Here is a 23,703-nt window from a genome sequence, read left to right as displayed (position 1 = left end):
CCCTTGGGGGCCTCAGGGGCGGCGCTTGAGGAAGGCGAGGGCCCCTTCCTTGAACACCTTGTCGCCCACGGCGGGATTGTGGTCGCGGTTGGGAATGTCCAGGAGGGTTCCGTCGGGCAGCAGATCGACGAGGGCGCGGGCGTCGCCGGCCACCTGGTCGCGGGTGCCCACCGCCACCAGCACCGGCTGGAAGATGCGCGCCACCTCCTCGCGGGTCAGCACCTGCCGCGAGCCGCGGATGCAGGCGGCGAGGGCGGCAAGGTCGGCCTTGTTGGATTCGGCGAAGGACCGGAACATGCGGCCCATGGGATCGACCACATCGTTCAGGCTCGGCGCCTCCAGCGCCTCGGCGATGGACTGGGGCAGGCCCACCCCGTCCACCAGGTGGATGCCGAGCCCGCCCATGATGAGGGAGCGCACCGCATCGGGAAACAGCAGCGCCATCTGCGCCCCCACCCGGGCGCCCATGGAATAGCCGATCACGTCGGCCCGCTCGATGCCGAGATGGGCGATCAGGCGCCGGGCGTCCTCCGCCATGTGGCGGGTGTGGTAGAGCGCGGGATCGTAGAGCTTCTGGGACACGCCGTGGCCGCGATGGTCGAAGCCGATGACGCGATAGCCGGCATCCAGCAGCGTCTTGGTCCAGGAGGGGCCGACCCAGTTGATCTCCTTGGTGGAGGCAAAGCCGTGGATCAGGAGGACCGGGTTGCCGGCGCCCGCGTCGAAATAAGCGATATCGACGCCGGCTGAATCGAAGTGGGGCATGAAGGACCTTCGCGCGGCAATTGGATGGGCGGCACCGTGAGCGTGGCCGGGAAACTAGAAGCTCCGTCCCGGCCTGCCAACCCGTCCCCCGGTGCCGCTCGATCCGGGCCTGCCGCCGCCGCGCCCTGTGCCGGTGGCGCCTGCGCCAGCCTGCGGGCAGCCTCGGCCGCGGCGGCGAAGCGTTTTGCCGCAGCCTCGCCGGCGTCTTCGTCCGGGGGCTCGGGCGCGGCGCAGACGGGCGCGGGTTCGCGGCGCATCCACCAGCGGCGCGCCGCCCCACGGTGTCGGCGGCTGCGCCGGCTGCCGCGCCAGGTGCGGCGGGCGCAGGCGACGCAGAAGGAGTTGAACGAGGAGACGAGGCCATAGGTGTAGGCCACCGCCACCAGCACCCACCAGATGAGATGGAACAGCGCGCCGGTGATGACGATGGCCCCGCGCCCCAGGGTCTTCAGGATGGCGAGGGTCTGCCCGCCCTTGGCGTCGGCGAGGCGGGCGACGCGGGAGAGGTCGCGGCCGCCCTCCGCCACCTTCAGCCCTTCCAGGGCGGCGCGGGTGCCGGCCTTGGCCTGGATGCGGGCGGCATCGTCGAGCATGCGGGTGAGGCCGGCGAGGCGATCGGGCCGTACCACGCCCTTCAGCGCGGCGCCATCCACCGCGCCGGGGCTGGCGGCGAGGCGGCGCACGGCGGCAAAGTCCACGCTTTCGCGCACCGCGCGGGTGAGGCTGCGGGCAAGCGCGGCGGAGAGGCGGCCGGTGCGCTTGGCCACCTTCACCAGCGAGATGCCCACACGCACCGGCAGGCTCGCGCCCACCGTGGCATAGGTGCCGGCGGTGACCGCAAGCCCCACCGCCGAAAGGCCGAGGATCAGCTCGTCCGCATCCTCGCCGCGCGCCAGCTTCAGCCCCTCGCGGCCGGCGTCGCGGATATCTCCCCACACCATCAGGTCGCTGGCCGCAGCGCCCGCGAGCCCCGCCAGGTCGTTCGGCGCGCCGGTGACGAAGCCGAGGCCGAAAGCCTGGGCGGAGCGCAGGGTCTGCGCCGCCGCGCCGTTGGCGACGGCCACCTTGGCGCGCATCTCCGCCGGCAGGGGGATATGGCGCGCGTCCGCCAGTTCCACATAGGAGGCGGCGAGGGCCGCGTCGTCTTCCCCCAGCGCCGCCGTGATGGCCCGCTGTGCGGCGTCCGCCGTGAAATCCGCAAGGCCGAGATCGGCGATGGCCGCCGGGTCGTCGCGGGCGGCAACCAGCCGCGCCCCCTGCTTGGCCACCGGGATCAGCCAGGGCGTGAAGCCGGCAAGGGCGAGAAAGAGCGCGAGGAAGGCGAGGATGCGGGCCATGGCGTTTCAGGCCCCCTTCTACCACGCCCGGGCCGCGGGCAGGAGCGGGCCGATTGGGGATGTCCGCCCGTGCCGAAATTGTGTTCGCCGCCCCGGCGCCAGGGGGACACGCGCGCCGTATCATGGGAGCGCCGGGGGGACCCTGCCGGGACCGCACGCCGGCCACCGGGGCGCATGCCAGAGCGCCGATGCGCCTTGCGCGCAGACTGGCGGGAAAAGGTTGCCTGAACCCAACGCCAGGGACGGCTTGACCGATCCGGCCGGCACGGCCGTCGGCGCCGGCTCCGCTGGACGCACGGAGGAACGCCATGCCCCACGCCGAACCCTCTTCCGCCGCCTATCGCCCCTTGGACCGCGCCGCCGGCGATGCCGCCCTCAGGGTCCGCCGCATCGGCCCCGCCGACCTCATGGCGGCGCTGCGGGCCGGGGCCGCGGACTTTCTCGACCATCCGAGCCAGCTGTTCTTCCTCATGCTGATCTATCCCATCGCCGGGCTGGTCCTCGCGCGCCTCGCCATGGGCTACGAGGTGCTGCCCCTGCTGTTTCCGCTGGCCGCGGGCTTCGCCCTGCTCGGCCCCCTGACCGCCGTGGGGCTGTTCGAGGTGAGCCGGCGGCGGGAGGCGGGGATGGCGCGGGGCCTTCGCTCCGCCCTCGCGGTGCGCCACGCGCCCACCTTCGGCGCCATCGCCATGATCGGCTTCGTGCTGCTGGTGACCTTCCTGGTGTGGCTGGCGGTGGCCATGGCCATCTATCGCTGGGCCTATGGCGCTTATGTGCCCACCTCCATCGGCGGTTTCCTGGCCGATGTCCTCACCACCCGGCGCGGGTACCGGCTCATCCTCGCCGGCAACGGGGCGGGGTTCGTGTTCGCCCTGTTCGCCATGAGCTTCTCGGTGGTCTCCCTGCCGCTGCTGGTGGACCGGCCGGTGAGCCTGGCCTGCGCGGTGCGCACCTCGTTCCGGGCGGTGGCCATCAATTTCTGGACCATGCTGCTGTGGGGGGCGGTGGTGGCGGTCGCCCTCGCCCTCGGCAGCCTGCCCTTCTTCGTCGGGCTGGCGGTGGTGCTGCCGGTGCTGGGCCATGCCACGTGGCATCTCTACCGGCGGCTGGTGGTGTAGGCGGCGCACTTGCGTCGGGCATCGAAGACGTTACACCTCATCTGGCATTTTGAATCCAAAAGAGGTGCGCCGTGCCGTTCGTCGATCTCTCCGGGGAGCGCTTCAGGGTGGAGATGACGGGAGGGGAGGCGGCGCCGCCGCTTTTCCTTTCCCATGCGCTGGGCACCACCCTGGGCCTGTGGGACGAGGTGGCGCCGCGACTTGCGCAGGGTCGGCGCGTCATCCGCTACGACGCGCGGGGCCACGGGGAGAGCGCCGCGCCGGACCAGGTGTATGCCATGGGCGATCTGGGCCGCGACCTGCTGGCCCTCATGGACCGGCTGGGCCTTGCGGCGGCCGATGTCTGCGGCCTGTCGCTGGGCGGCATGGTGGGCCAATGGCTGGCGCTGAACGCGCCGCAGCGGCTGCGGCGGCTGGTGCTGGCCAACACCACGGCCCATGCGGGACCCCACCGCTTCTGGGACGCGCGCATCAGGGCCGTGCGCCGCACCGGCACCGAGCCCATCGCCGATTTGGTGATCGACAGCTGGTTCACCGCCGAATATCGCGCCGCGGCGCCGGCCCGGGTGGCGCAGGTGCGGGCCATGGTGGCCGCAACCCCGGCATCGGGCTACATGGGCACCAGCTGCGCCATGCGCGACATGGATTTCCGCGCCGACCTGCCGCGCATCGCCACGCCCACTCTAGTGATGGTTTCCGAAGGCGACCGGTCCACCCCGCCGGCCTGGGGCGAGGCCATCGCCGCCGCCATTCCGGGCGCCCGGCTGGTGCGCCTGCCGGGCGGGCACCTTTCCGCCATCGAGCAGCCGGCGGCCTTCGCGCAGGCGGTGCACGCCTTCCTGGCCTGACGACGGCGTATGCGCGCCGACACCGCGGTGACATTCGCCGCCGGGTATGGAAGATGCCGTGCTGTGGAGCGGGAGGGATGAATGTCGCAGCCCAGTTCAGACCCGGCGTCGGCCGGAACGCCTCCCGGCGGCGCCGCGCCCGCCCCGCATCCTGTCCCGGTCGGGCATGAGCATTCGGGCCACGAGCATGCCGGGCATGATCATGCCGGGCATGGCCACGGGGCGCCGGCCGCCGACAGCCATGCGGGTCATTCCCACGCCGGCCATTCCCATTCCGGCCATTCGCACGCCGTTCCCGATTCCCTTCGCGCCTTCGCCATCGGCGCGGGGCTGAATTTCGGCTTCGTCATCGTCGAGGTGATCTTCGGCCTCATGGCCGGCTCCCTCGCGCTGCTGGCCGATGCCGGCCACAACCTGTCCGACGTGCTGGGCCTGCTTCTGGCCTGGGGCGCCGCCTGGCTGTCGCGGCGCGCGCCCACGCGCCAGCGCACCTTCGGCTACGGCCGTTCCTCCATCCTCGCGGCGCTGGCCAATGCGGTGCTCCTGCTGGTGGGCACCGGCGGCATCATCATGGAGGCGTTCACGCGCCTGTCCCACCCCGAGCCGGTCCAGACCGGCATCGTCATGGCGGTGGCGCTGGCCGGCATCGCGGTGAACATGGGCACGGCCATGATGTTCATGGCCGGGCGCAAGGGCGACCTCAACGTGCGCGGCGCCTTCATCCACATGGTGGCGGACGGCGCGGTCTCCCTCGGCGTGGTGGTGGCGGCCGGGGTGATCGCGCTCACCGGCTGGCTGTGGCTCGATCCGGCGGTGTCGTTGGCGATTGCCGTCGCCATCATCGCCGGCACCTGGGGGCTGCTGCGCGACAGCGTGAACCTGGCCATGGACATGGTGCCCGCCGGAGTCGATCCCGACGCGGTGGAGGCCTTCCTGGCGGCGCAGCCGGGGGTGCGGGAGGTGCACGACCTGCACATCTGGGGGCTCTCCACCACCTCGGTGGCGCTCTCCGCCCATCTGGTGCGGCCGGGGGCGATGCTGGACGACGATTTCCTGTCGCACACCTGCGCCGAGCTGAAGGCGCGCTTCGGCATCCACCACCCGGTGCTGCAGATCGAGGAAGGGCGGATGGAATGCGCCCTCGCCCCGCGGGACGTGATCTAACGGGCGATCCGATCAAACGGAATCAATCTGATCGGTGAATCGCCCTCGAACTTAAGGATAGAGCACGGCCCGGGGCGGCGCGCTGCGCCGGCTCAGGCCGCCGTGTCAGGCCGCCTTGGGCGCCTGGAGCCCTTCCAGGGCTTCCCGGGCGATGGGCGAGAGGCCCTCGCCGCCATGGGCCAGATGCTCGGCGATCATGGTGCGCATGCGCGGGTCCCAGAACTTCTTGATGTGGGTCCGCGTGTCCGCCACGGCGGCCTCGTGCGTCTCCTGGGAGAAGGCGGTGGCGATCTGGTTCGCCATGTAGACGAGCTTTTCAGCGGTGCTATGCGACATGGGTGTGCCGTTCCGATGAGTGAAGGTCGATCCGCCCGGGGTGGGTGAAGATCTCGAATCCGTCCGCGCGCACGACGGCGCACAGGGTGAGGCCCGCCGCCTGCGCCGTGCGGATGGCGAGGGAGGTGGGGGCCGAGACGGCGGCGATGACCCCCGTGCCGAGCACGCTGGCCTTCTGCACCATCTCGATGGACACCCGGCTGGTGAGCAGGAGAATGCCGCGCCCGGTTTCGAAGCCGGCATCGGCCGCGCGGCCCACCAGCTTGTCGAGGGCATTGTGGCGGCCCACGTCCTCCATCACGGCGAGGATGCCGCGGCCGGGCTCGAAATAGGCGGCGGCATGCACCGCGCGGGTCTCGTGGTTGAGGCCCTGGAGCGGGCCGAGGGCGGCCATGGCCTCCAGCACGGTGGCGGCCGAAAAGCGGGTGCCGGCCGCCACCAGCGCCGCCGGCTTCACCGCCTCGGCCAGGCTCTCCACCCCGCACAGGCCGCAGCCGGTGGGCCCCGCCAGTGCCCGGCGCCGTGCGGAGAGGTGGGTCATCTTCTCCTCGGCGATCCACATGCGCGCCTCGATGCCTTCCTCCACCACGATCACGTCGAGGCTCAGGATCTCGGCCGCGGACGCCACGATGCCCTCGGTGAGCGAGAAGCCGAGGGCGAAATCGGCGATGTCGGTAGGGCTCGCCATCATCACGGCATGGGTGGTGCCGTTGAAGGTGAGGGCGACGGGCACCTCCTCCGGCACCGCCCGGCTGCCGGCGCAGACGTCGCCGTCGCGCAGCTGCACGCGCTCCACCCGCCGCGCCGGCGGGGGCGCGGGCAGATCCTGCGGCAGGGCGCAGGAAGCGGGGTGGTCGGGCGTGTCGGGCATACGTTTCGGAACCTTGGCCTCGTGTCTCAGGATCATGCGGGATCGCAAGCGTCGCAAGTGATAGCGCCGTGAACCCTCTCTCCCGCTTACGGGGGAGCCGCAAGGTCTGCCCCCTCCCAACCCCTCCCCCGCAAGCGGGAGAGGGCTTTGGGGTGGTACCGGGTTCACCCGGACACCGGCGCAACTCTCTCCCCCGCAAGCGGGAGGGGCAGGGACCTTCCCTTACTCCGCCGCCTCGGCGATGCGGCGGCTCTTCTTGGAGAGGTCCTCGTAATCCTCCTGCCAGCGGGTGGGGCCGTTGGAGGGGGAGATCTGCACCGCCGTCACCTTGTATTCCGGGCAGTTGGTGGCCCAGTCGGAATAATCGGTGGTCACCACGTTGGCCTGCGTCACCGGGTGGTGGAAGGTGGTGTAGACCACGCCGGGCGAGACGCGATCGGAAATCACCGCCTTCAGCGAGGTGGAGCCGGCGCGGCTCTCCAGCTTCACGAAGTCGCCGTCGCGGATGCCGCGGTTCTCGGCGTCGTGGGCGTGGATCTCCAGCACGTCCTCGGGATGCCAGGCCACATTGGCGGTGCGCCGGGTCTGCGCCCCCACATTGTACTGGGAAAGGATGCGCCCGGTGGTGAGCAGCAGCGGGAAGCGCGGACCGGTGCGCTCGTCGGTGGGCACGTATTCGGTGAGGACGAACTTGCCCTTGCCGCGCACGAAGCCGCCGATGTGCATGATGGGGGTACCTTCCGGCGCCTTCTCGTTGCAGGGCCACTGCACCGAGCCCATCTCTTCGAGCTTGGCATAGCTCACGCCCGTGAAGGTGGGGGTGAGGGCGGCGATCTCGTCCATGATCTGCGAGGGGTGGGCATAGTCCATGGGGAAGCCCAGGGCCTGCGCCAGAAGCTGGGTGACCTCCCAGTCCGCATAGCCGTTCTTGGGCGCCATCACCTTGCGCACGCGCTGGATGCGGCGCTCAGCGTTGGTGAAGGTGCCGTCCTTCTCCAGGAAGGAGCAGCCCGGCAGGAAGACATGGGCGTAGTTGGCGGTCTCGTTCAGGAACAGGTCCTGCACCACGAGGCATTCCAGCGCCGCAAGGCCGGCCGAGACATGCCTGGTGTCGGGATCGGACTGCAGGATGTCCTCGCCCTGCACGTACATGCCCTTGAAGGTGCCATCCACCGCCGCATCGAACATGTTGGGGATGCGCAGGCCCGGCTCGTCGTCCAGCGACACGCCCCACATGGCCTCGAAGGCGGCTCTCGTGGCGTCGTCGGAGATGTGGCGGTAACCCGGCAGCTCGTGCGGGAACGAGCCCATGTCGCAGGAGCCCTGCACGTTGTTCTGGCCGCGCAGCGGGTTCACGCCCACGCCGTTGCGGCCCACATTGCCGGTGGCCATGGCGAGGTTGGCGATGGCCATCACCGTGGTGGAGCCCTGCGAATGCTCGGTGACGCCGAGGCCGTAATAGATGGCCGCATTGCCGCCGGTGGCATAGAGCCGGGCGGCGCCGCGCACCTGGGCCGGATCGACGCCGGTATACTTGGCCACCGCTTCCGGGGAATGGCGCTCGTCGGCGACGAAGGCCGCCCAGTCCTGGAACTCGTCCCAGTCGCAGCGCTCGCGCACGAAGGCTTCGTTCACCAGGCCCTCGGTGACGATCACATGCGCCAGCGCGGTGACGATGGCCACATTGGTGCCGGGGCGCAGCGGCAGGTGGAAGTCGGCCTCGATATGGGGCGAGCGCACGATGTCGGTGCGGCGGGGGTCCACCACGATCAGCCGGGCACCCTGGCGCAGGCGCTTCTTCATGCGCGAGCCGAACACCGGGTGGCCGTCCGTGGGGTTGGCGCCGATGACGAGGATCACGTCGGATTCCTCGACGGAATCGAAATCCTGGGTGCCGGCGGACGTGCCGTAGGTCTGCGACAGGCCATAGCCGGTGGGCGAGTGGCAGACGCGGGCGCAGGTGTCCACATTGTTGTTGCCGAAGGCGCCGCGGATCAGCTTCTGGACGAGGTAGGTCTCCTCGTTGGTGCAGCGCGAGGAGGTGATGCCGCCGACCGAGCGGCGGCCGTACTTCTCCTGGATGCGCTTGAACTCGGAGGCGGCGTACTGGATCGCCTCCTCATAGCTCACTTCCTTCCACGGCTCGTGGATGGAGGCGCGGATCATGGGCTTGAGGATGCGGTCCTTGTGGGTGGCGTAGCCATAGGCGAAGCGGCCTTTCACGCAGCTGTGGCCGCGGTTCGCCTTGCCGTCCTTGTAGGGCACCATACGCACCAGCTCGTCGCCGCGCATCTCGGCCTTGAAGGTGCAGCCTACGCCGCAATAGGCGCAGGTGGTCACCACCGAATGCTCGGGGGTGCCGATGTCGAACATGGCCTTCTCGTTCAGGGTCGCGGTGGGGCAGGCCTGCACGCAGGCGCCGCACGAGACGCATTCCGAGGTGAGGAACGGCTCGTCCATGCCCGGCGACACGCGGCTGTCGAAACCGCGGCCGGAGATGGTGAGCGCAAACGTGCCCTGCACTTCCTCGCAGGCGCGCACGCAGCGATTGCAGACGATGCACTTGGACTTTTCATAGGTGAAATAGGGGTTGGACGTGTCCTTCCCCATCTCGATGTGGTTCTCGCCCTCATAGCCGTAGCGCACCTCGCGCAGGCCGACGACGCCGGCCATGTCCTGCAGCTCGCAGTCGCCGTTGGCCGAGCAGGTGAGGCAGTCCAAAGGGTGGTCGGAGATGTAGAGCTCCATCACCCCCTTGCGGATCTTCTTCAGCCGGTCGGTCTGGGTCTTCACCACGATGCCGTCCATCACCGGCGTGGTGCAGGATGCCGGGGTGCCGTTGCGGCCCTCGATCTCCACCAGGCACAGGCGGCAGGAGCCGAAGCTCTCCAGCATGTCGGTGGCGCAGAGCTTGGGGATCTGGTTCCCGATCTCCATGGCGGCGCGCATGATGGAGGTGCCTTCGGGCACGCTCACCTTCATGCCGTCGATGGTGAGGGTGACGAGCTTCTCGGATTTGGAAGCCGGCGTGCCGTAGTCGATTTCATGGACGAGGGACATGGGGCGTTCCTCAGGATTGTTGTGCGCAGCGCGCGGAACTCAGTGAACCGTCATGCTCCGGCTTGACCGGAGCATCCACGGTGCCGCAGGTCCTGGCGGAAAGGCCGATGGGCCCTCCGGTCAAGCCGGAGGGCGACGGGGCAAAAGGCGAGGCGCCGGGCATTCTTGTCACTCCGCCGCCTGCGGCAGCTTCGGCGCGGCGCCGAAGTCTTCCGGGAAATGGGTGAGCGCGCTGACCACGGGATAGGGCGTGAAGCCGCCCAGCGCGCACAGGGAGCCGAGCTTCATGGTGTGGCAGAGGTCTTCCAGCAGGGCGAGATTCTCGCCGCGCCGCTCGCCGGCGATCACCTTTTCCAGCGTCTCCACGCCGCGGGTGGAGCCGATGCGGCAGGGCGTGCACTTGCCGCAGCTCTCGTGGGCGCAGAATTCCATGGCGAACTTGGCCATGTCCGCCATGTCGGCGGTGTCGTCGAACACCACGAGGCCGCCGTGGCCGATGAGGGCGTCCTTGGCCGCGAAGGCCTCATAGTCGAACGGGGTGTCGAACTGGTGCACCGGCAGGTAGGCGCCCAGCGGTCCGCCCGCCTGCACCGCCTTCACCGGCCGGCCGGATGCCGTGCCGCCGCCGATGTCGTTGACCAGCTCCCCCAGGGGGATGCCGAAGGCGGTCTCGAACAGGCCGCCGTAGCGCACGTTGCCGGCGATCTGGATGGGCATGGTGCCGCGCGAGCGGCCCATGCCGAAGTCCCGGTAATACTTGCCGCCCTTGTCCAGGATGATCGGCACGGTGGCGAGCGACACCAGGTTGTTGATGACGGTGGGCTTGCCGAACAGGCCCTTGTGCGCCGGCAGCGGGGGCTTGGCGCGCACCAGGCCGCGCTTGCCCTCCAGGCTCTCCAGCAGGGCGGTTTCCTCGCCGCACACATAGGCGCCGGCGCCCATGCGCATTTCCATGTCGAAGGCGAGGCCGGAGCCGAGGATGTCGTCGCCCAGCAGGCCCGCCATGCGGGCCTTCTCGATGGCCTTCTCCATCACCACGAAGGCGAGGGGATATTCCGAGCGGCAGTAGACATAGCCCCGGGTGGCGCCCACCGCGAGGCCGGCAATGGTCATGCCCTCGATGAGGCAGAAGGGGTCCGCCTCCATGATCAGGCGGTCGGCGAAGGTGCCGCTGTCGCCCTCGTCCGCATTGCAGACGATGTAGCGCTGGTCGGCCGGCGCAGCGGCGACCGTGCGCCACTTGATGCCGGTGGGAAAGCCCGCGCCGCCGCGCCCGCGCAGGCCGCTTTCCACCACCTCCTCCACCGTCGCCGACGGGCCGAGGGTGATGGCGCGCTCAAGGCCGCGGTAGCCGCCATGGGCCTTGTAGTCGGTGAGCGAGAGGGGATCGATGATGCCGATGCGGGCGAAGGTGAGGCGCGTCTGCTTCTTGAGATAGGGGATCTGGTCCACCACGCCCCTGCACAGGGGATGGTCGGCACCATGGAGGAAGCCGCTGCGCAGCAGGTCTTCCACGTCGGAGGGCTTCACCGGGCCGTAGCCCACGCGGCCCTTGTCGGTCTCCACCTCGATCAGCGGCTCCAGCCAGAACAGGCCGCGCGAGCCGTTGCGGGTGATGTCGGCGGTGATGCCGCGGGCCAGCAGCCCGGCCTCCAGCTTGCGGGCGACGCGGTCGGCGCCGCAGGCGATGGCGGTGGCGTCGTTGGGGACGAAGATGCGGGGGGATTTCATCAGGCGTCTCCCATGCTCTTGCCGCTGGCGATGCAATCGGCGATCTCGTCGATGGCGTCGCGGTCGAGCCGGCCCATCAGTTGCCCGTCCACCAGGGCGGCCGGCGCGCAGGCGCACAGGCCCAGGCAATAGATGGGCTCCAGCGTCACCCGGTCGTCGGCGGAGGTCTCGCCCATCTCCACGTCCAGCTTCTCCTGGGCATAGGCGGCCAGCGCCTTGCCGCCCACGGACTGGCACGCCTCCGCGGCGCAGAGCTTCACCACGTGGCGGCCCGGGGGCTCGCGCCGGAAGTCGTGATAGAAGGTGAGCACGCCATAGACCTCGGCGCGCGAGAGGTTGAGGCTGTCCGCGATCATGGGAACGGCGGGGTCCGGCACGAAGCCGAAGGTTTCCTGAAGCGCGTGGAAGATGGGCATGGTGGCCCCTTCGAGGTGCTTCAATTGCGTGATCACCTGCGCTGCGCGCTCGGTGCTCCAATCCTCATAGACCGCCATGGTCGTCTCGCTTTCCCGGTGGCGTACGGGGGGCGGTGTGCCCGCTCCCTCTTGCTTGCGGAAAAGTCTGTCACATGCGGCGCCCCGATCAAGCCAGCTGTGGGATGTTGCGATAGAACATTTCTATCAATAATGCCTCTCGCTCCGGTGTGGATCACTGAAAAGAAAGGCGCGCGGCTGCGGCATTCGCGTCAGTCTGGGACGGTTCTTGGTATATTGATCGCGTTTTTCTATGTGCGGGCCGGCGGGGCGGTGGGGCTGGCGCGGCGTTCTATTGCATCGCAGCAATGGCCGGGTCGGCCAGCGCGCCCTGCTCCAGCTTGGGGGCGATGCGCCGGGCCTCCGCCACCAGGGCGGCGGTGATGGGGGTGGTGGGCTCGCGGTGGGGCACCACCAGGCCGATGGAGTGGGAAATATCCGGCTCCAGGATGGGAATGGAGCGCACCACCGAGGTCAGGCCGAGGGAATCGGCCAGCATGGCCGGCATCACGCTGGCCCACAGGCCGGTGCGCACATGGGTGAACAGCACGATCATGGAATTGGATTCGAGCGTGGGCTTGGGACTGGCGCCGGCGGCGGCGAGCAGGCCGTCCACGATGCGCCGGTTCTGCATGTCCGGGGTCAGGAGCGCCAGCGGCAGCTCCGCCACCTCCGCCCAGGTCACGCTCTCGCGGTCGCCGTAGCGGGCGCTGGGGGAGGTCACGAGCCGGTAGCGCTCGCGATAGAGCGGCACCGTGTTCACCCGGCCCAGCGGCTCATTGTCCAGATAGGTCAGGCCGGCGTCGATCTCCAGGTTTTCCAGGTGGTTCAGGATCTCGATGGAGGTGCGGGAGATGACGGTGAAGCGCACGTCCGGGTGACGGGCGCGGAACGGGGTGGTCAGGGCCGCCACCATGGGCAAAGCGGTGGGAATCGCGGCGATGCGCATGGGCCCGGAGAGGCCGCGCTTCAGCGCGTCGATGTCCTGCCGCATGGCGCGGCTGTCGGCGACGATGCGACGCGCCCATTCCAGCGTGCGCTCCCCCTCTGGCGTGAAGCCCATGAAGCGCGAGCCGCGCTGCACCAGCAGCACGCCCAGCGTGTCCTCCAGCTGCTTGATGCCGGCGGAAAGGGTGGGCTGCGTCACGCCGCACGCCTCGGCGGCGCGGCCGAAGTGGCGCTCGCGGGCAAGGGCGATGAGGTATTCGAGTTTGTCGATCATCGCGCCATATCAGGGATGCGGCAGGCCGTATGCAACTGGACTTTATCGCTGCACTGCAGCGCGTCGCACGAAGCGGTAACCGCGTTTTGCCTTTGTCTCGCGGCCGCCGCATGCGTATCGGCAAATGGCCATGAAGATGGGGCGAAGTGGCATGTGGGCGCGCGGCGCCCGTTTGCCTGAACTTCTCTCCCCATAGGAGGCGATTTCCCATGAGGTCCTTGTTGGCTGCGGCGGCCATCTCAACAACGGCCATTCTTTTCGGTGCAGTCGGCGCGGCACAGGCCGGCCCGGTCAGCCCCGGCACCGCGGCGGCGGCACAGGTGCCAGCCGTGGTGCCCGAGGCGGTGCGCTGGGTGTGCGGCCCCTATCGCTGCGTCTGGCAGCCGGGGGCGCGCGTCTGGATTCCGCCCTATGCTCGCGGCTGGGGGCCGCCGCGCCGGGTGGGCTGCTACTGGAGCAGGGTGCGCGGCCCGGGTGGCAACTGGCGCTGGGTGCAGATCTGTCGTTGAGGCGCCGGCCGGCGCACCGGTGATTCGCGGGGGGAGACTCCGCCCGTTCTCCGGCGCAGGGGGCCGGATGGGCAGGGGAAGGTAGCAGAAGGCGGCGGCACGCGGGTGCGGCCGCCTTTTTCACAACCCGATCGCGGAAACGTGACCTTGGGCATTGGAACCAACAGACGCTTTTAACCTTATGTTAACGCCCGGTTGCGGAGCGGCGGACCGCAGACCGGGTGACTTGGGGAGAGGGAGTCCCGCCATGCCTGGCTTGGCTCATGGTTCCGTCCTGATTTCTTTGGTTGCAATGCTTTTCGCTGCCTTGCTGGTGGCGACGCCCACGCTCGCCGTCCTGACCTATCCGCAGGAACGCCCGCCGGAAGCGCCGCGCCATTTCAGCACGGCGTCGGCCGTCGCCTGAGCGGTCCTCTGCCTGAGCCTTTGCACGGCCTCAATGCGTCGGATCACTGCAACGTGAATGTGCGATGGAAGTGCGCAGCGCGGGCGGTGCATCCGGTCGCGTCGCTGACAGGAGCCGAGGGCAGGGGGGCGCCGTGCGCAGGAAGATCAACGCCAAGGGTGGAAAAGTCCGGGGCAACCGGCTGGTCGCGGCACTGGTGCTTATGGCCGCCAGTGCGGTTCTGGGGCTTGCCGGGGCGGGGGATGCCCGCGCGCAGAGCCGCTCCATGGGCTATGCGGCGCCCGCGCCATTCCCCAACTTCTTCTCATTGCTGTTCGGTTCCCTGGACCGGCCGGCGCATCGGCCGGCGCGGCCGAGCATCGAGTTCGTCCCGCGCACGGGCGGGCCGGCGGCCGAGCGCAGCGGCTATGGCCGGGGCGTCGCTTTGGCCTATTGCGTGCGCACCTGCGACGGGCGCTACTTCCCGGTGCAGGGCCGGCCCGCCAGCGCGGGCGACCCGGAAGCCTTGGCCCAATGCAACGCCTTCTGCCCGGCGGCCAAGATGGCGGTGTACACGTCCGCCGACAGCGCGCGGGGCATCGAGGTGGCCGTCTCCCGGGATGGAACGCCCTATTCGTCCCTGCCCAACGCCTTCGTCTACCGCCAGCGGCTGGTGGACGGGTGCACCTGCACCGGCAGTGCGCGCATCGGCGGCCTGCGGCAGATCGACGTGCTGCGCGACCCCACCCTGAAGCGGGGTGACCTGGTGATGACGCCGGAGGGCGGGCGCGTCTTCGCCGGCCCCAAGGCCGGCCCGCCCTACCGGCAGGCGGATTTCGTCGCGCCCTCTCGCTTCCCGGAGATGTCCGGGGAGATGCGCGCCCGCATCAGCGAGCTGCAGGTGGCAACGCGCTGAGGGGCTGCCGGATCGTGCTCAATTCCATGAGTTAGAGGGCGAGTCACCGCTCATAGGGCGCCGCGCCGCGGCGCCCTATGAGCGGATCGCGCTCTAGAAGCGCGTCACCACGTCCGCCAGCGCCGGACGGGGGCGATCCTCCAGCTTCTGGCTGGCCGTGCCCATGTAGATGAAGCCCGCGATGCGCTCGTGCTCCGCCAGACCGAGGGCGGCGCGGGCGCCGGCATCGTAGGCCGGCCATTCGCTGATCCAGGTGGCGCCGTAGCCGAGGGCGGCGGCGGCCAGCAGCATGTTCTGGCAGCAGGCGGCCGAGGACAGGAGCTGCTCCATCTCCGGGATCTTCACATGGGGCGCCGCGCGGGAGACGACCGCTACCACCAGCGGCGCGCGCAGGAAGCGGCCGCGCTCCTCCTCCAGCCGCTTGTCGGGCGTCGCCGGATCGGCGGCGCTGAGCACCGCGGCAAGGGCGGCACCGGCCCGGGCGCGGCCCTCCCCCTCCAGCACGATGAAGCGCCAGGGCGCGAGCTTGCCATGGTCGGGCACGCGCGCGGCGATGGTGAGGATGGTGTCCAGCTCGGCGCCGGAAGGGCCGGGGGCCGCAAGGTCGATGATGCGCGAGGAGCGGCGGGTGGAGAGAAGGTCGAGGGCGTCGGGCATGTGGGGGCAAACTCTCTGAAGCAACGGGATGTGGAATGATGCGGGGGGCGGGCGAAAGCGGTCTTCCTATAAGCTCAGGCCGGTGCGGTTTGAACCGCCGCGCAGGGCGCTGAAAGCCCCGACTTGAATCCGCCCCGAATTTTGTGCACGTCAAGGGCATGATCTGCTTCGCCCGCGCTTTCGGCTCCGCACCTGCCGGCCGGCCCCCCCGCCCGTGGGGCCGCCGCGGGGCGTTTGCCACCCTGCACGCGCTGCTGGCGGCGGGGATGCTGCTTGCGGCGGCCGGGGGCGCCTCGGCCCAGACCCTCCAGTTCCTGGGGCAGCCACCCGCCGCGCCGCCCGCTGCCGGGCCGTTCGGCCCTCCGCCCGGGGCGCCGCGCCCGGTACTGCAGGCCCCCGGTGCCGTTCCCGGCGGGCCGGGGCGCGAGCCCCATTCGGTGCTGCCGCAGGCGCCGGCGGGCAAATCGGCCCTGGGGGTCTATGCCCGCTTCGGTGCCGACGGGGCGCCGGTGACGCGCGGTCTGGTCTGGCGCGTCTTCGCCGACCGGCCCGAGGCCACGGGTGCCTTTCCCCTGGTGGCCGAAAGCGTGGAGCCGCACCCCGTCTTCTTCCTCAATCCCGGCGGCTATATCGTCCATGTGGCCTTCGGCCTCGCCACCGCGGCGCAGAAGGTGCAAGTGGGACCGGTGTCGCGGCGCCAGGCGTTCGACCTGCCGGCCGGCGCGCTGCGCCTGTCCGCCGATGTGGACGAGAAGCCCATCGCGGCCCAGAAGCTCACCTTCGACATCTTCGAGGGCTCGTTCCTGCAGGGCCGCACCTCAACCCAGCCCTTCTATCGCGGCGCCGGCGCCGGCGAGGTGGTGCTCTTGCCGGAGGGCACCTACCATGTGGTGTCCACCTATGGCGATGCCAACGCCGTGGTGCGGGCCGACGTGAGCGTGGCCCCGGGCAAGCTCACCGACGCCACCATGCATCACCGGGCGGCGCAGATCACACTGAAACTGGTGAAGGTGCATGGCGGGGAGGCACTGGCCGACACCCAGTGGACGGTGACCACCCCCGGCGGCGACACCATCAAGGAATCCATCGGCGCCTTCCCCATCTTCGTGCTGACCGAGGGCGACTACGAGGCCACCGCCCGCAAGGACGGCAAGAGCTTCAGCCGCGAGTTCAAGGTGGAGCCCGGAAAGGACCGGGAAGTGGAGGTGGTGGTGAAGTAGGCATTGGCGCAGGCCCGCCGATGCCGCCGCCACGGGCCGAGTTCCGGCACCGGCATGTTACGCATTCCGTTTTCCGCAGACCCAGCCTGAAAGGCAAGGCATGCATTTCCCGCCATTCGTCCGCCGCCGTTCCGGGCTTCTCGCCCTTGCCCTTCTCGCGCTGTCCCATGGCGCTGCGCCGGCCGCGGCGGCCGATGCGCGGGCGGGCGCGGCGCTGGCCCAGCGCTGGTGCGCCGGATGCCATGTGGTGGGGCCGGAGGCGACCCGCGGCACCAGCGACGCCCCCACCTTCCCCGCCATTGCCGCGCGGGGCGGCGACATCACCGCCCCATGGCTCGCCTTCCGCCTGCTGGACCCCCACCCGCAGATGCCGTCCGTTTCCCTGAGCCGGGAGCAGGCGGGGGACCTTGCGGCCTATTTTGCGACGCTGAAGAAGTAACCCGCGCGGCGACCGTGCGCGCAATTCGGCCGCTGCATGCCGGGCGCTGCCGCGGACCGTGCTGCGCTGCGTTTCCAAAATGCCACGCTTGGCCTAAACAGTACCGCCTTCGCGCACGACTGTCTTGTCGAAGGGCAGCCGGTATGGGCATCGTGCCGTCTCAGCGCGAGGGCCTCCGCCCCGGTCATGGGAATCGACATGCGCGCACGCTCATTGGGTTTCGCCCTTGCCCTTTTGACCGCCTCCACCGGTGGGGCCGCCGCTGCGGCGCCGCCCCCGCCGGTTTTTTCCTGGTGGGGCGGCTATCTCGGCTTGCAGGTGGGCTATGCCTGGGCGGATGCAGGCGGCGAAGACTGCAATTGGGCCCGGACCGGTTGCCCCGACTACGACACCGGCGCGACCGGCCTCGTGGGCGGAGCCTATGCCGGATTCAACTGGCAGATCAGCCAGCTGGTGCTTGGCATCGAAGGCGACATCGAGGGCTCCACGGTGTCCGGCCGCTCCTCCTTCCGCAGTCCCTACGTCGCCTATGTGTTCGGCCATTCGGTGGACGAGACTTGGCAGGGCTCAGTGCGCGCGCGGCTCGGCTATGCCGTGGAGCGTACCCTCGTCTATGCGACCGCCGGTGTCGCCTATGGCGACTTCTTCAACAATGTCTGGCGGCTGGGGAAATCGTTCCACGCCTATGGGGAGGTCCGCTCCGGCTGGACCGTGGGCGCCGGCATTGAGCAGGCCGTGAGCGATAACGTCATAGCGCGCCTGGAATATCGCTACACCGGGTTCGAGAGCAGTGAGAATTCCTTTGGGTCCAACTCGACCCTGATCCAGGACCTGAACCTGCAGGCGGTGCGGCTGGGTCTGGCCTACAAGTTCTGAGCTGGCGCGGGCAGGGCAGGGCAGGCGGGGCCGCAGCCCCGCCTGGAGATAGTTACGCCGCCCTTTCCGCGACGGCGAGGGCCCTGCGCTTCACATCCGGCGGCACCGCCTCGTCGGTAAGCGCCGCCACCACCGCATCCAGCGTGCCGCTCTCCTGGGCGTTGGAGCCGAGGCGGCGGATGGAGAGGGTGCGCTCGGCCGCCTCCTTCTTGCCCGCCACGAGCAGCACCGGGACCTTGGCCAGGGAGTGCTCGCGCACCTTCAGGTTGATTTTCTCGTTGCGGATGTCGAGCTCGGCCCGCAGGCCCTCGTCCTTCAGCCGCGCCACCACTTCGCGCGCATAATCATCCGCATCCGAGGTGATGGTGGCGACCACCACCTGGGTGGGGGCGAGCCACAGCGGGAAGTGGCCGGCGAAATGCTCGATGAGGATGCCGGTGAAGCGTTCCATGGAGCCGCAGATGGCGCGGTGGATCATCACCGGCGTCTTCTTCTGCCCGTCCGCATCCACGTAGAAGGCGCCGAACCGTTCCGGCAGGTTGAAATCCACCTGGGTGGTGCCGCACTGCCATTCGCGGCCGATGGCGTCCCTCAAGGTGTATTCGAACTTGGGGCCGTAGAAGGCGCCCTCGCCGGGCAGGATGCCGGTCTTGATCCTGCCGCCGGACGCCGCCTCGATCTGCTTGAGCACGCGGGTCATCACCTCCTCGGCGTGGTCCCACACGGCGTCCGAGCCCACCCGCTTGTCCGGCCGGGTGGAGAGCTTCACCACCACTTCATCGAAGCCGAAGTCGGCATAGGTGGAGAGGATGAGGTCGTTGATCTTCAGGCACTCCGCCGCCATCTGCTCCTCGGTGCAGAAGACGTGGGCGTCGTCCTGGGTGAAGCCGCGCACGCGCATGAGCCCATGCAGCGCGCCGGAGGGCTCGTAGCGGTGCACCGCGCCGAACTCGGCGAGGCGCAGCGGCAGGTCGCGATAGCTCTTCAGCCCGTGCTTGAAGATCTGCACATGGCCCGGGCAGTTCATGGGCTTGAGCGCGAAGATGCGCTCGTCCTTGGTCTCGTCCCCGGCGGAGAGGACCTTGAACATGTTCTCCTTGTACCAGCCCCAGTGGCCGGAGGTCTCCCACAGGCCGGCGTCCAGCACCTGCGGGGCGTTCACCTCCTGGTAGTCGGCCTTCAGCCGGCGCCGCATGTAGGCCACCAGTTCCTGGAACAGGGTCCAGCCCTTGGGATGCCAGAAGACGGTTCCGGGGCCTTCCTCCTGGAAGTGGAACAGGTCCATCTCGCGGCCGAGGCGCCGGTGGTCGCGCTTCTCCGCTTCCTCCAGCCGGTGGATGTAGGCGGCAAGCTCCTTCTCGTCCTGCCAGGCGGTGCCGTAGATGCGGGTGAGCATGGGATTGTTCGAATCGCCGCGCCAATAGGCCCCGGCCACCTTCATCAGCTTGAAGGCATTGCCGATCTTGCCGGTGGAGGGCATGTGCGGGCCGCGGCAGAGGTCGAACCACTCGCCCTGCTTGTAGATCTTCACATCCTGGTCTTCGGGGATCGCGTCGACCAGCTCCACCTTGTAGGCCTCGCCCTTGGCGGCGAACACGCGCTTGGCCTCCTCGCGGGTCCACACCTCCTTGGTGAAGGGGCGGTCGCGGGCGATGATCTCGCGCATCTTCGCCTCGATCACCGGCAGGTCTTCCGAGGTGAAGGGGGCATTGCGGGCGAAGTCGTAATAGAAGCCGTTCTCGATCACCGGGCCGATGGTCACCTGGGTGCCCGGCCACAGCTCCTGCACCGCCTCGGCCATGACGTGCGAGCAGTCGTGGCGGATCAGTTCCAGCGCGCGGGGGTCGTCGCGGGTGACGATCTCGATCTTCGCGTCGCGGCTGATGGGCTCGGCAAGGTCGGCGAGCTGGCCGTCGAGGGTGACGGCCACGGCCTTCTTGGCCAGGGATTTGGAGATGGCGGCGGCAATGTCCGCGCCGGACGTTCCCTCGGAATATTCGCGCTTGGCGCCGTCGGGGAAGGTCAGGAAAATCATGGTTTGCGTCCTCCTGCCCACTCCTGCGCACCACGCAGGTAGGCATGCTCGTTCACGGGTCGGCATCCTGCCGGCGCCTCTTTTACGGAGGCCTTGGGGCGACGTCCAGACCGCTATACAGTATTTAAATACCATCGATTGTGCGCCGCCTCGCAAAATGCTGCACGGCTTCAGCTGCGTTTCCCCTTTTCCTCGCGCGCGGGCTCGGCTAATGCGGGGATGGGGTTGTGAATCTGTGCTTCGCCCGGTGTTCGCGTGTCTGGTCTGCCGAGGTCGGCGGCCAGTGCGGGCGAGGCGGTTCACGCGGGGATGGGAGCCGGGCAGGCTGGGCGCGCGAGCGCGAGCCGGTTCCGGTTCGTTCACCGCTTCCGACGGGTGGTTCCGTCCGGGACGCGAGACAAGAGGCCGGGCATGATGCCGAAGACTTTCAAGACCTTGACCTTTGCCGTCCTGCTCCAGGCCGGCGTGTTCGCGTTCGCTTCCGCCGCCTCCGCCCAGATCGGCCCGCGCGGTGCGCCGGGCGCCGTGATGGATATCGACGAACAGCCGGGCCTTGAGGCGCCGCAGGACGACGTGGCCCAGATGGACCCCGCCTTCCGCCGCCAGCCGGTGTATTTCCGCACCAACGAGGCGCCGGGCACCATCGTCATCCACACCAACGAGCGCTTCCTCTATCTGGTGCAGGGCGACAGCCGCGCCATCCGCTATGGCATCGGCGTGGGCCGCGACGGCTTCCAGTGGTCGGGCCTCAAGAGCATCGAGCGCAAGGCCGAGTGGCCCGATTGGACCCCGCCTGCGGAAATGATCCAGCGCCAGCCCTATCTGCCGCGCTTCATGGCCGGCGGCCCCGGCAACCCCATGGGGGCCCGCGCGCTCTATATCAGCGGCACCGTCTACCGCATCCACGGCACCAACCAGCCGCAGACCATCGGCTACGCCGTGTCCTCGGGCTGCTTCCGCCTCGTGAATACCGACATCATCGACCTCTATGGCCGGGTGCCCGTGGGCACCAAGGTGGTCGTGCGCCAGCAGGCCGCCCTCTGAAGGGCGGCTTTCTTCCTCTCCCATTCCTCAATCGGGGGCATTCATGAAGACCTTCCTGGCCCTTCTGGCCGGCGCTACGCTTGCGCTCGCCGCAACCGCGGCACCGGCCCAGACGCTCAAGACCGTGAAGGACCGCGGCGAGCTCGTCTGCGGCGTATCCAAGGGCCTTCCGGGCTTCTCCGCGCCCGACGCCGCCGGCAAGTGGACCGGCTTCGACGTGGACCTGTGCCGGGCGCTGGCGGCCGCCATCTTCAATGATCCGGCCAAGGTGAAGTTCGTGCCCCTCAATGCCGAGGAGCGCTTCCCCGCCCTGACCAAGGGCGAAGTGGACGTGCTGTCGCGCAATTCCACCTGGACCCTGGAGCGCGAGGCCAAGCTCGGCCTCCTGTTCGCCGCCGTCGCCTATTATGACGGGCAGGGCTTCCTGGTGCGCGATGCGCGCAAGGTCACCTCCGCCCTGGAACTGGACAAGTCCAAGGTCTGCGTGCAGGCGGGCACCACCGCCGAAGGCACCACCAAGGATTATTTCGCCGCCAACCGCATGACGCTGGAGCTGGTGACCCTGCCCACCAGCACCGAGTTGGTGAAGGCCTATGAAGAGGGCAAGTGCGACACCCTCACCACCGACGTGTCGCAGCTCTATGCCCTGCGCCTCACCATGGCCAAGCCGGGTGACCACATCGTGCTGCCGGACGTGATCTCCAAGGAGCCCCTCGGCCCGGTGGTGCGCCAGGGCGACGACCAGTGGCTGAACCTGGTGAAATGGACCCTGTTCGCCATGATCAACGCCGAGGAGCTGGGGGTTTCCACCACCACCCTCGACGCCGCCCTGAAGTCCCAGAAGCCGGACGTGAAGCGCCTCCTCGGCATCGAGGGCGCCTATGGCGAGGAACTGGGCGTCACCAACGATTTCGTGGTGCGCATCGTCAAGGCCGTGGGCAATTACGGCGAGAGCTTCGAGCGCAACGTGGGCGCCGCCTCCAAGCTGGGCATCCCGCGCGGCATCAACCAGCTGTGGAGCATGGGCGGCATCGTCTACGCTCCGCCGGTGCGCTGACCTTCCCCGCACGTTCCCCGGCGCTCGCAGCGATGTGAGCGCCGGTTTTCCCCCACGGCATCGACCGCGGGCCGGCCCCTGCCTAAGCTCCTCGCGCCTTTCCACGCGAGGAGCTTGTTCATGACCGAGGTTTCGCGGCGCACTTTTCTGGCCGGCACCGCCGGGTCCACGGCGGCCGGGCTGGCGGGCGCGGCCCTTGCCGCGGGCGGCGTCACCCGGGTGAACGCCCAAGCCCCGCGGAGCGCCCAACTCCCTGCGGCCTCGCCGGCGCCCGCCGGTGCGCGGCCCATCCCCAGCGCCTACCGCTACAAGGTGGGGCAGGTGCAGGTGACCGCCATTGCCGACGGCATGCGCACCATTCCCCTGTCCGACAGCTTCGTGCGTAACCAGCCGAAGGCGCAGGTGAACGCCGCCCTGAAGGCGGCCTTCCTGCCGGAGAACGAGATTTCAATTCCCTTCACCGTGCTGCTGCTCGACATGGGCGGCCGCCTCGTGCTGGTGGATACCGGCAACGGCCCGGGGCAGGGGCCGGTGGGGCAGCTGGCCGCCACCATGCGCGCCATCGGCGTGGACCCGGCGCAGGTGGACCAGGTGGTCATCTCCCATTTCCACGGCGACCATATCAACGGCCTCCTCACCGCCGAGGGCACGCCCGCCTTCCCCAAGGCGCAGCTGATGGTGCCCGAGCGCGAATGGGCCTTCTGGATGGACGAGGGCCAGATGAGCCGCGCGCCGGAGGCCATGAAGGGCTCGTTCCAGAATGTGCGTCGGGTGTTCAAGCCGTTCGAGGGCAAGGTGGAGCGCTACGCCTGGGACAAGGAGGTGGCGCCGGGCCTCACCGCCGTGGGCACCCCGGGCCATACCCCCGGCCACACCTCCTTCGCGCTGGACTCCGACTTCGAGACCCTGTTCATCCAGTCGGACATCACCAACATCCCGTCCCTGTTCGTGCGCAACCCCTCCTGGCAGCTGATGTTCGACATGGACCCGGCGGCCGCCGCCGAGGTGCGCCGCAACACCTATGACCGTCTTGCCGCCGAACGCATGATGGTGGCGGGCTATCACTTCCCCTTCCCCGGCGCGGCCTATCTGGACAAGGACGGGGACGGCTTCGCCTATGTGCCGGTGCTCTGGCGCCCGGCGCTGTGAGGCGTCGGCGTCAGGCCTGCCCCGTCGCTTCCCCCGCCGCTTCCGCTGGGGCCACCTGCGCCCCGATCCACTCCAGGAAGGCGGGGGCGCCGCCGGTCACGGGCAGGATGAGGATGGCGGGTACCGCATAGGGGTGGCGCGCGCACCGCCTCGACGGCTGCTGCTGCGCGGTCCGCCGTGGTCTTCAGCAGCAGAACCGCCTCCTCCGCCCGCTCCATCTGCCCCTCCCAACGGTAGATGGAGACCATGGCGGGCAGGATGTTGGCGCAGGCGGCCAGCTGCGCCTCCACCAGGGCGCGGGCCGCCTCCTCGGCGGTGGCCAGGGTGGGAAAGGTGGCATAGACGAGGCGCGGTTCCATGGCAGGGCCTTTCCGGGCAAGGCATGTCTCATAGCCCAGGCGCTGGCCGGCAGGAAACGCCACCCGCAAGCACCATCCGCAAGCGCCGCCAGCCAACTGCCGCCCGCAAGCGCCGCGCAGATGCGCCGCGCC

The 23,703-nt window shown here is 69.4% G+C and carries 23 protein-coding genes; 12 read left to right on the top strand and 11 right to left on the bottom strand.

The genetic code is table 11. The features are described from left to right. Nucleotides 1–12: 12 nt before the first annotated feature. Together ACI7BZ_RS19660 and ACI7BZ_RS19655 are read right to left on the bottom strand one after the other, a co-directional pair. Nucleotides 13–765, bottom strand: a complete 753-nt coding sequence (locus ACI7BZ_RS19660; RefSeq protein WP_414118820.1) for an alpha/beta fold hydrolase — start codon at nt 763–765, stop codon at nt 13–15. Then, complete coding sequence (locus ACI7BZ_RS19655) at nt 693–2,102, bottom strand: hypothetical protein (protein WP_414118819.1); 1,410 nt, start codon at nt 2,100–2,102, stop codon at nt 693–695. Before ACI7BZ_RS19655 ends, ACI7BZ_RS19660 begins: the two co-directional genes overlap by 73 nt. Nucleotides 2,103–2,410: 308 nt before the next feature. On the opposite strand from ACI7BZ_RS19655, the gene ACI7BZ_RS19650 reads away from it, so the two are divergent. The 3 genes from ACI7BZ_RS19650 (at nt 2,411) to ACI7BZ_RS19640 (ending at nt 5,232) form a co-directional block, all read left to right on the top strand. Beyond that, entirely contained in the window at nt 2,411–3,220 is an 810-nt protein-coding gene (locus ACI7BZ_RS19650; RefSeq protein ID WP_414118818.1) for a DUF2189 domain-containing protein, read from the top strand. Between the two features lie 71 nt (nt 3,221–3,291). Beyond that, the gene (gene pcaD / locus ACI7BZ_RS19645) at nt 3,292–4,068 is read left to right on the top strand and encodes a 3-oxoadipate enol-lactonase (RefSeq protein WP_414118817.1); all 777 of its coding nucleotides are present in this window, start codon (nt 3,292–3,294) and stop codon (nt 4,066–4,068) included. Nucleotides 4,069–4,149: 81 nt separating this feature from the next. Then, nucleotides 4,150–5,232 (top strand): cation diffusion facilitator family transporter, encoded by a 1,083-nt coding sequence (locus ACI7BZ_RS19640; protein WP_414118816.1) that lies wholly within the window; start codon nt 4,150–4,152, stop codon nt 5,230–5,232. Between the two features lie 105 nt (nt 5,233–5,337). On the opposite strand, the gene ACI7BZ_RS19635 is transcribed toward ACI7BZ_RS19640, so the two are convergent. From ACI7BZ_RS19635 to ACI7BZ_RS19610, 6 genes are all read right to left on the bottom strand, one after another. Continuing rightward, nucleotides 5,338–5,568: a formate dehydrogenase subunit delta gene (locus tag ACI7BZ_RS19635; protein ID WP_414118815.1), complete on the bottom strand. Its 231-nt coding sequence runs from the start codon at nt 5,566–5,568 to the stop codon at nt 5,338–5,340. After that, nucleotides 5,558–6,475 (bottom strand): formate dehydrogenase accessory sulfurtransferase FdhD, encoded by a 918-nt coding sequence (gene fdhD / locus ACI7BZ_RS19630; protein ID WP_414118814.1) that lies wholly within the window; start codon nt 6,473–6,475, stop codon nt 5,558–5,560. The genes ACI7BZ_RS19635 and fdhD overlap by 11 nt, the downstream gene beginning before the upstream one ends. Nucleotides 6,476–6,661: 186 nt before the next feature. Further along, nucleotides 6,662–9,499, bottom strand: coding sequence for a formate dehydrogenase subunit alpha (fdhF, locus tag ACI7BZ_RS19625; protein ID WP_414118813.1), 2,838 nt, complete (start codon nt 9,497–9,499; stop codon nt 6,662–6,664). A gap of 168 nt (nt 9,500–9,667) precedes the next feature. After that, the gene (locus tag ACI7BZ_RS19620; protein WP_414118812.1) at nt 9,668–11,230 is read right to left on the bottom strand and encodes a formate dehydrogenase beta subunit; all 1,563 of its coding nucleotides are present in this window, start codon (nt 11,228–11,230) and stop codon (nt 9,668–9,670) included. Next, complete coding sequence (locus tag ACI7BZ_RS19615; protein WP_414118811.1) at nt 11,230–11,724, bottom strand: formate dehydrogenase subunit gamma; 495 nt, start codon at nt 11,722–11,724, stop codon at nt 11,230–11,232. Before ACI7BZ_RS19615 ends, ACI7BZ_RS19620 begins: the two co-directional genes overlap by 1 nt. 271 nt (nt 11,725–11,995) lie before the next feature. Continuing rightward, on the bottom strand, nt 11,996–12,925 hold the full coding sequence (locus ACI7BZ_RS19610) for a LysR family transcriptional regulator (RefSeq protein WP_414118810.1): 930 nt from the start codon (nt 12,923–12,925) through the stop codon (nt 11,996–11,998). Nucleotides 12,926–13,134: 209 nt separating this feature from the next. On the opposite strand from ACI7BZ_RS19610, the gene ACI7BZ_RS19605 reads away from it, so the two are divergent. The 3 genes from ACI7BZ_RS19605 to ACI7BZ_RS19595 all read left to right on the top strand — a co-directional run bounded on the left by ACI7BZ_RS19605 (nt 13,135) and on the right by ACI7BZ_RS19595 (nt 14,735). Next, nucleotides 13,135–13,434 carry a hypothetical protein gene (locus tag ACI7BZ_RS19605; protein ID WP_414118809.1) on the top strand — a complete coding sequence of 100 codons (300 nt, stop codon included), beginning with the start codon at nt 13,135–13,137 and terminating at the stop codon, nt 13,432–13,434. A 247-nt stretch (nt 13,435–13,681) separates the two neighbouring features. Beyond that, nucleotides 13,682–13,840: a hypothetical protein gene (locus ACI7BZ_RS19600; RefSeq protein WP_414118808.1), complete on the top strand. Its 159-nt coding sequence runs from the start codon at nt 13,682–13,684 to the stop codon at nt 13,838–13,840. A 133-nt stretch (nt 13,841–13,973) separates the two neighbouring features. After that, entirely contained in the window at nt 13,974–14,735 is a 762-nt protein-coding gene (locus ACI7BZ_RS19595; protein ID WP_414118807.1) for a DUF2865 domain-containing protein, read from the top strand. Between the two features lie 93 nt (nt 14,736–14,828). On the opposite strand, the gene ACI7BZ_RS19590 is transcribed toward ACI7BZ_RS19595, so the two are convergent. Then, entirely contained in the window at nt 14,829–15,392 is a 564-nt protein-coding gene (locus ACI7BZ_RS19590; protein ID WP_414118806.1) for a nitroreductase family protein, read from the bottom strand. A gap of 158 nt (nt 15,393–15,550) precedes the next feature. On the opposite strand from ACI7BZ_RS19590, the gene ACI7BZ_RS19585 reads away from it, so the two are divergent. From ACI7BZ_RS19585 to ACI7BZ_RS19575, 3 genes are all read left to right on the top strand, one after another. Next, complete coding sequence (locus tag ACI7BZ_RS19585; RefSeq protein WP_414118805.1) at nt 15,551–16,612, top strand: RgsD C-terminal domain-containing protein; 1,062 nt, start codon at nt 15,551–15,553, stop codon at nt 16,610–16,612. 100 nt (nt 16,613–16,712) lie between these two features. Continuing rightward, nucleotides 16,713–17,051 (top strand): c-type cytochrome, encoded by a 339-nt coding sequence (locus ACI7BZ_RS19580; RefSeq protein WP_414118804.1) that lies wholly within the window; start codon nt 16,713–16,715, stop codon nt 17,049–17,051. Between the two features lie 198 nt (nt 17,052–17,249). Further along, nucleotides 17,250–17,927 carry an outer membrane protein gene (locus ACI7BZ_RS19575; protein ID WP_414118803.1) on the top strand — a complete coding sequence of 226 codons (678 nt, stop codon included), beginning with the start codon at nt 17,250–17,252 and terminating at the stop codon, nt 17,925–17,927. Between the two features lie 52 nt (nt 17,928–17,979). Here the strand turns inward: ACI7BZ_RS19575 and thrS are convergent, their stop codons facing one another. Beyond that, complete coding sequence (thrS, locus tag ACI7BZ_RS19570; RefSeq protein ID WP_414118802.1) at nt 17,980–19,962, bottom strand: threonine--tRNA ligase; 1,983 nt, start codon at nt 19,960–19,962, stop codon at nt 17,980–17,982. Nucleotides 19,963–20,373: 411 nt separating this feature from the next. On the opposite strand from thrS, the gene ACI7BZ_RS19565 reads away from it, so the two are divergent. From ACI7BZ_RS19565 to ACI7BZ_RS19555, 3 genes are all read left to right on the top strand, one after another. Next, on the top strand, nt 20,374–21,006 hold the full coding sequence (locus ACI7BZ_RS19565) for a L,D-transpeptidase (protein ID WP_414118801.1): 633 nt from the start codon (nt 20,374–20,376) through the stop codon (nt 21,004–21,006). Nucleotides 21,007–21,049: 43 nt separating this feature from the next. Then, nucleotides 21,050–22,063 carry an amino acid ABC transporter substrate-binding protein gene (locus ACI7BZ_RS19560; RefSeq protein ID WP_414118800.1) on the top strand — a complete coding sequence of 338 codons (1,014 nt, stop codon included), beginning with the start codon at nt 21,050–21,052 and terminating at the stop codon, nt 22,061–22,063. 120 nt (nt 22,064–22,183) lie between these two features. Continuing rightward, nucleotides 22,184–23,212 carry an MBL fold metallo-hydrolase gene (locus ACI7BZ_RS19555; protein WP_414118799.1) on the top strand — a complete coding sequence of 343 codons (1,029 nt, stop codon included), beginning with the start codon at nt 22,184–22,186 and terminating at the stop codon, nt 23,210–23,212. Here the strand turns inward: ACI7BZ_RS19555 and cutA are convergent. Next, complete coding sequence (gene cutA, locus ACI7BZ_RS19550) at nt 23,179–23,571, bottom strand: divalent-cation tolerance protein CutA (RefSeq protein WP_510803774.1); 393 nt, start codon at nt 23,569–23,571, stop codon at nt 23,179–23,181. The two genes, ACI7BZ_RS19555 and cutA, sit on opposite strands and share 34 nt — an antisense overlap. Nucleotides 23,572–23,703: the final 132 nt, after the last annotated feature.

The organism is Xanthobacter sp. AM11, from assembly GCF_047444035.1.
In the GTDB taxonomy this organism is placed as follows: Bacteria; Pseudomonadota; Alphaproteobacteria; order Rhizobiales; family Xanthobacteraceae; genus Xanthobacter.
The sequence above is the reverse complement of the archived record's forward strand: the minus strand, read 5'-3'. Positions and strand labels throughout refer to the sequence as shown.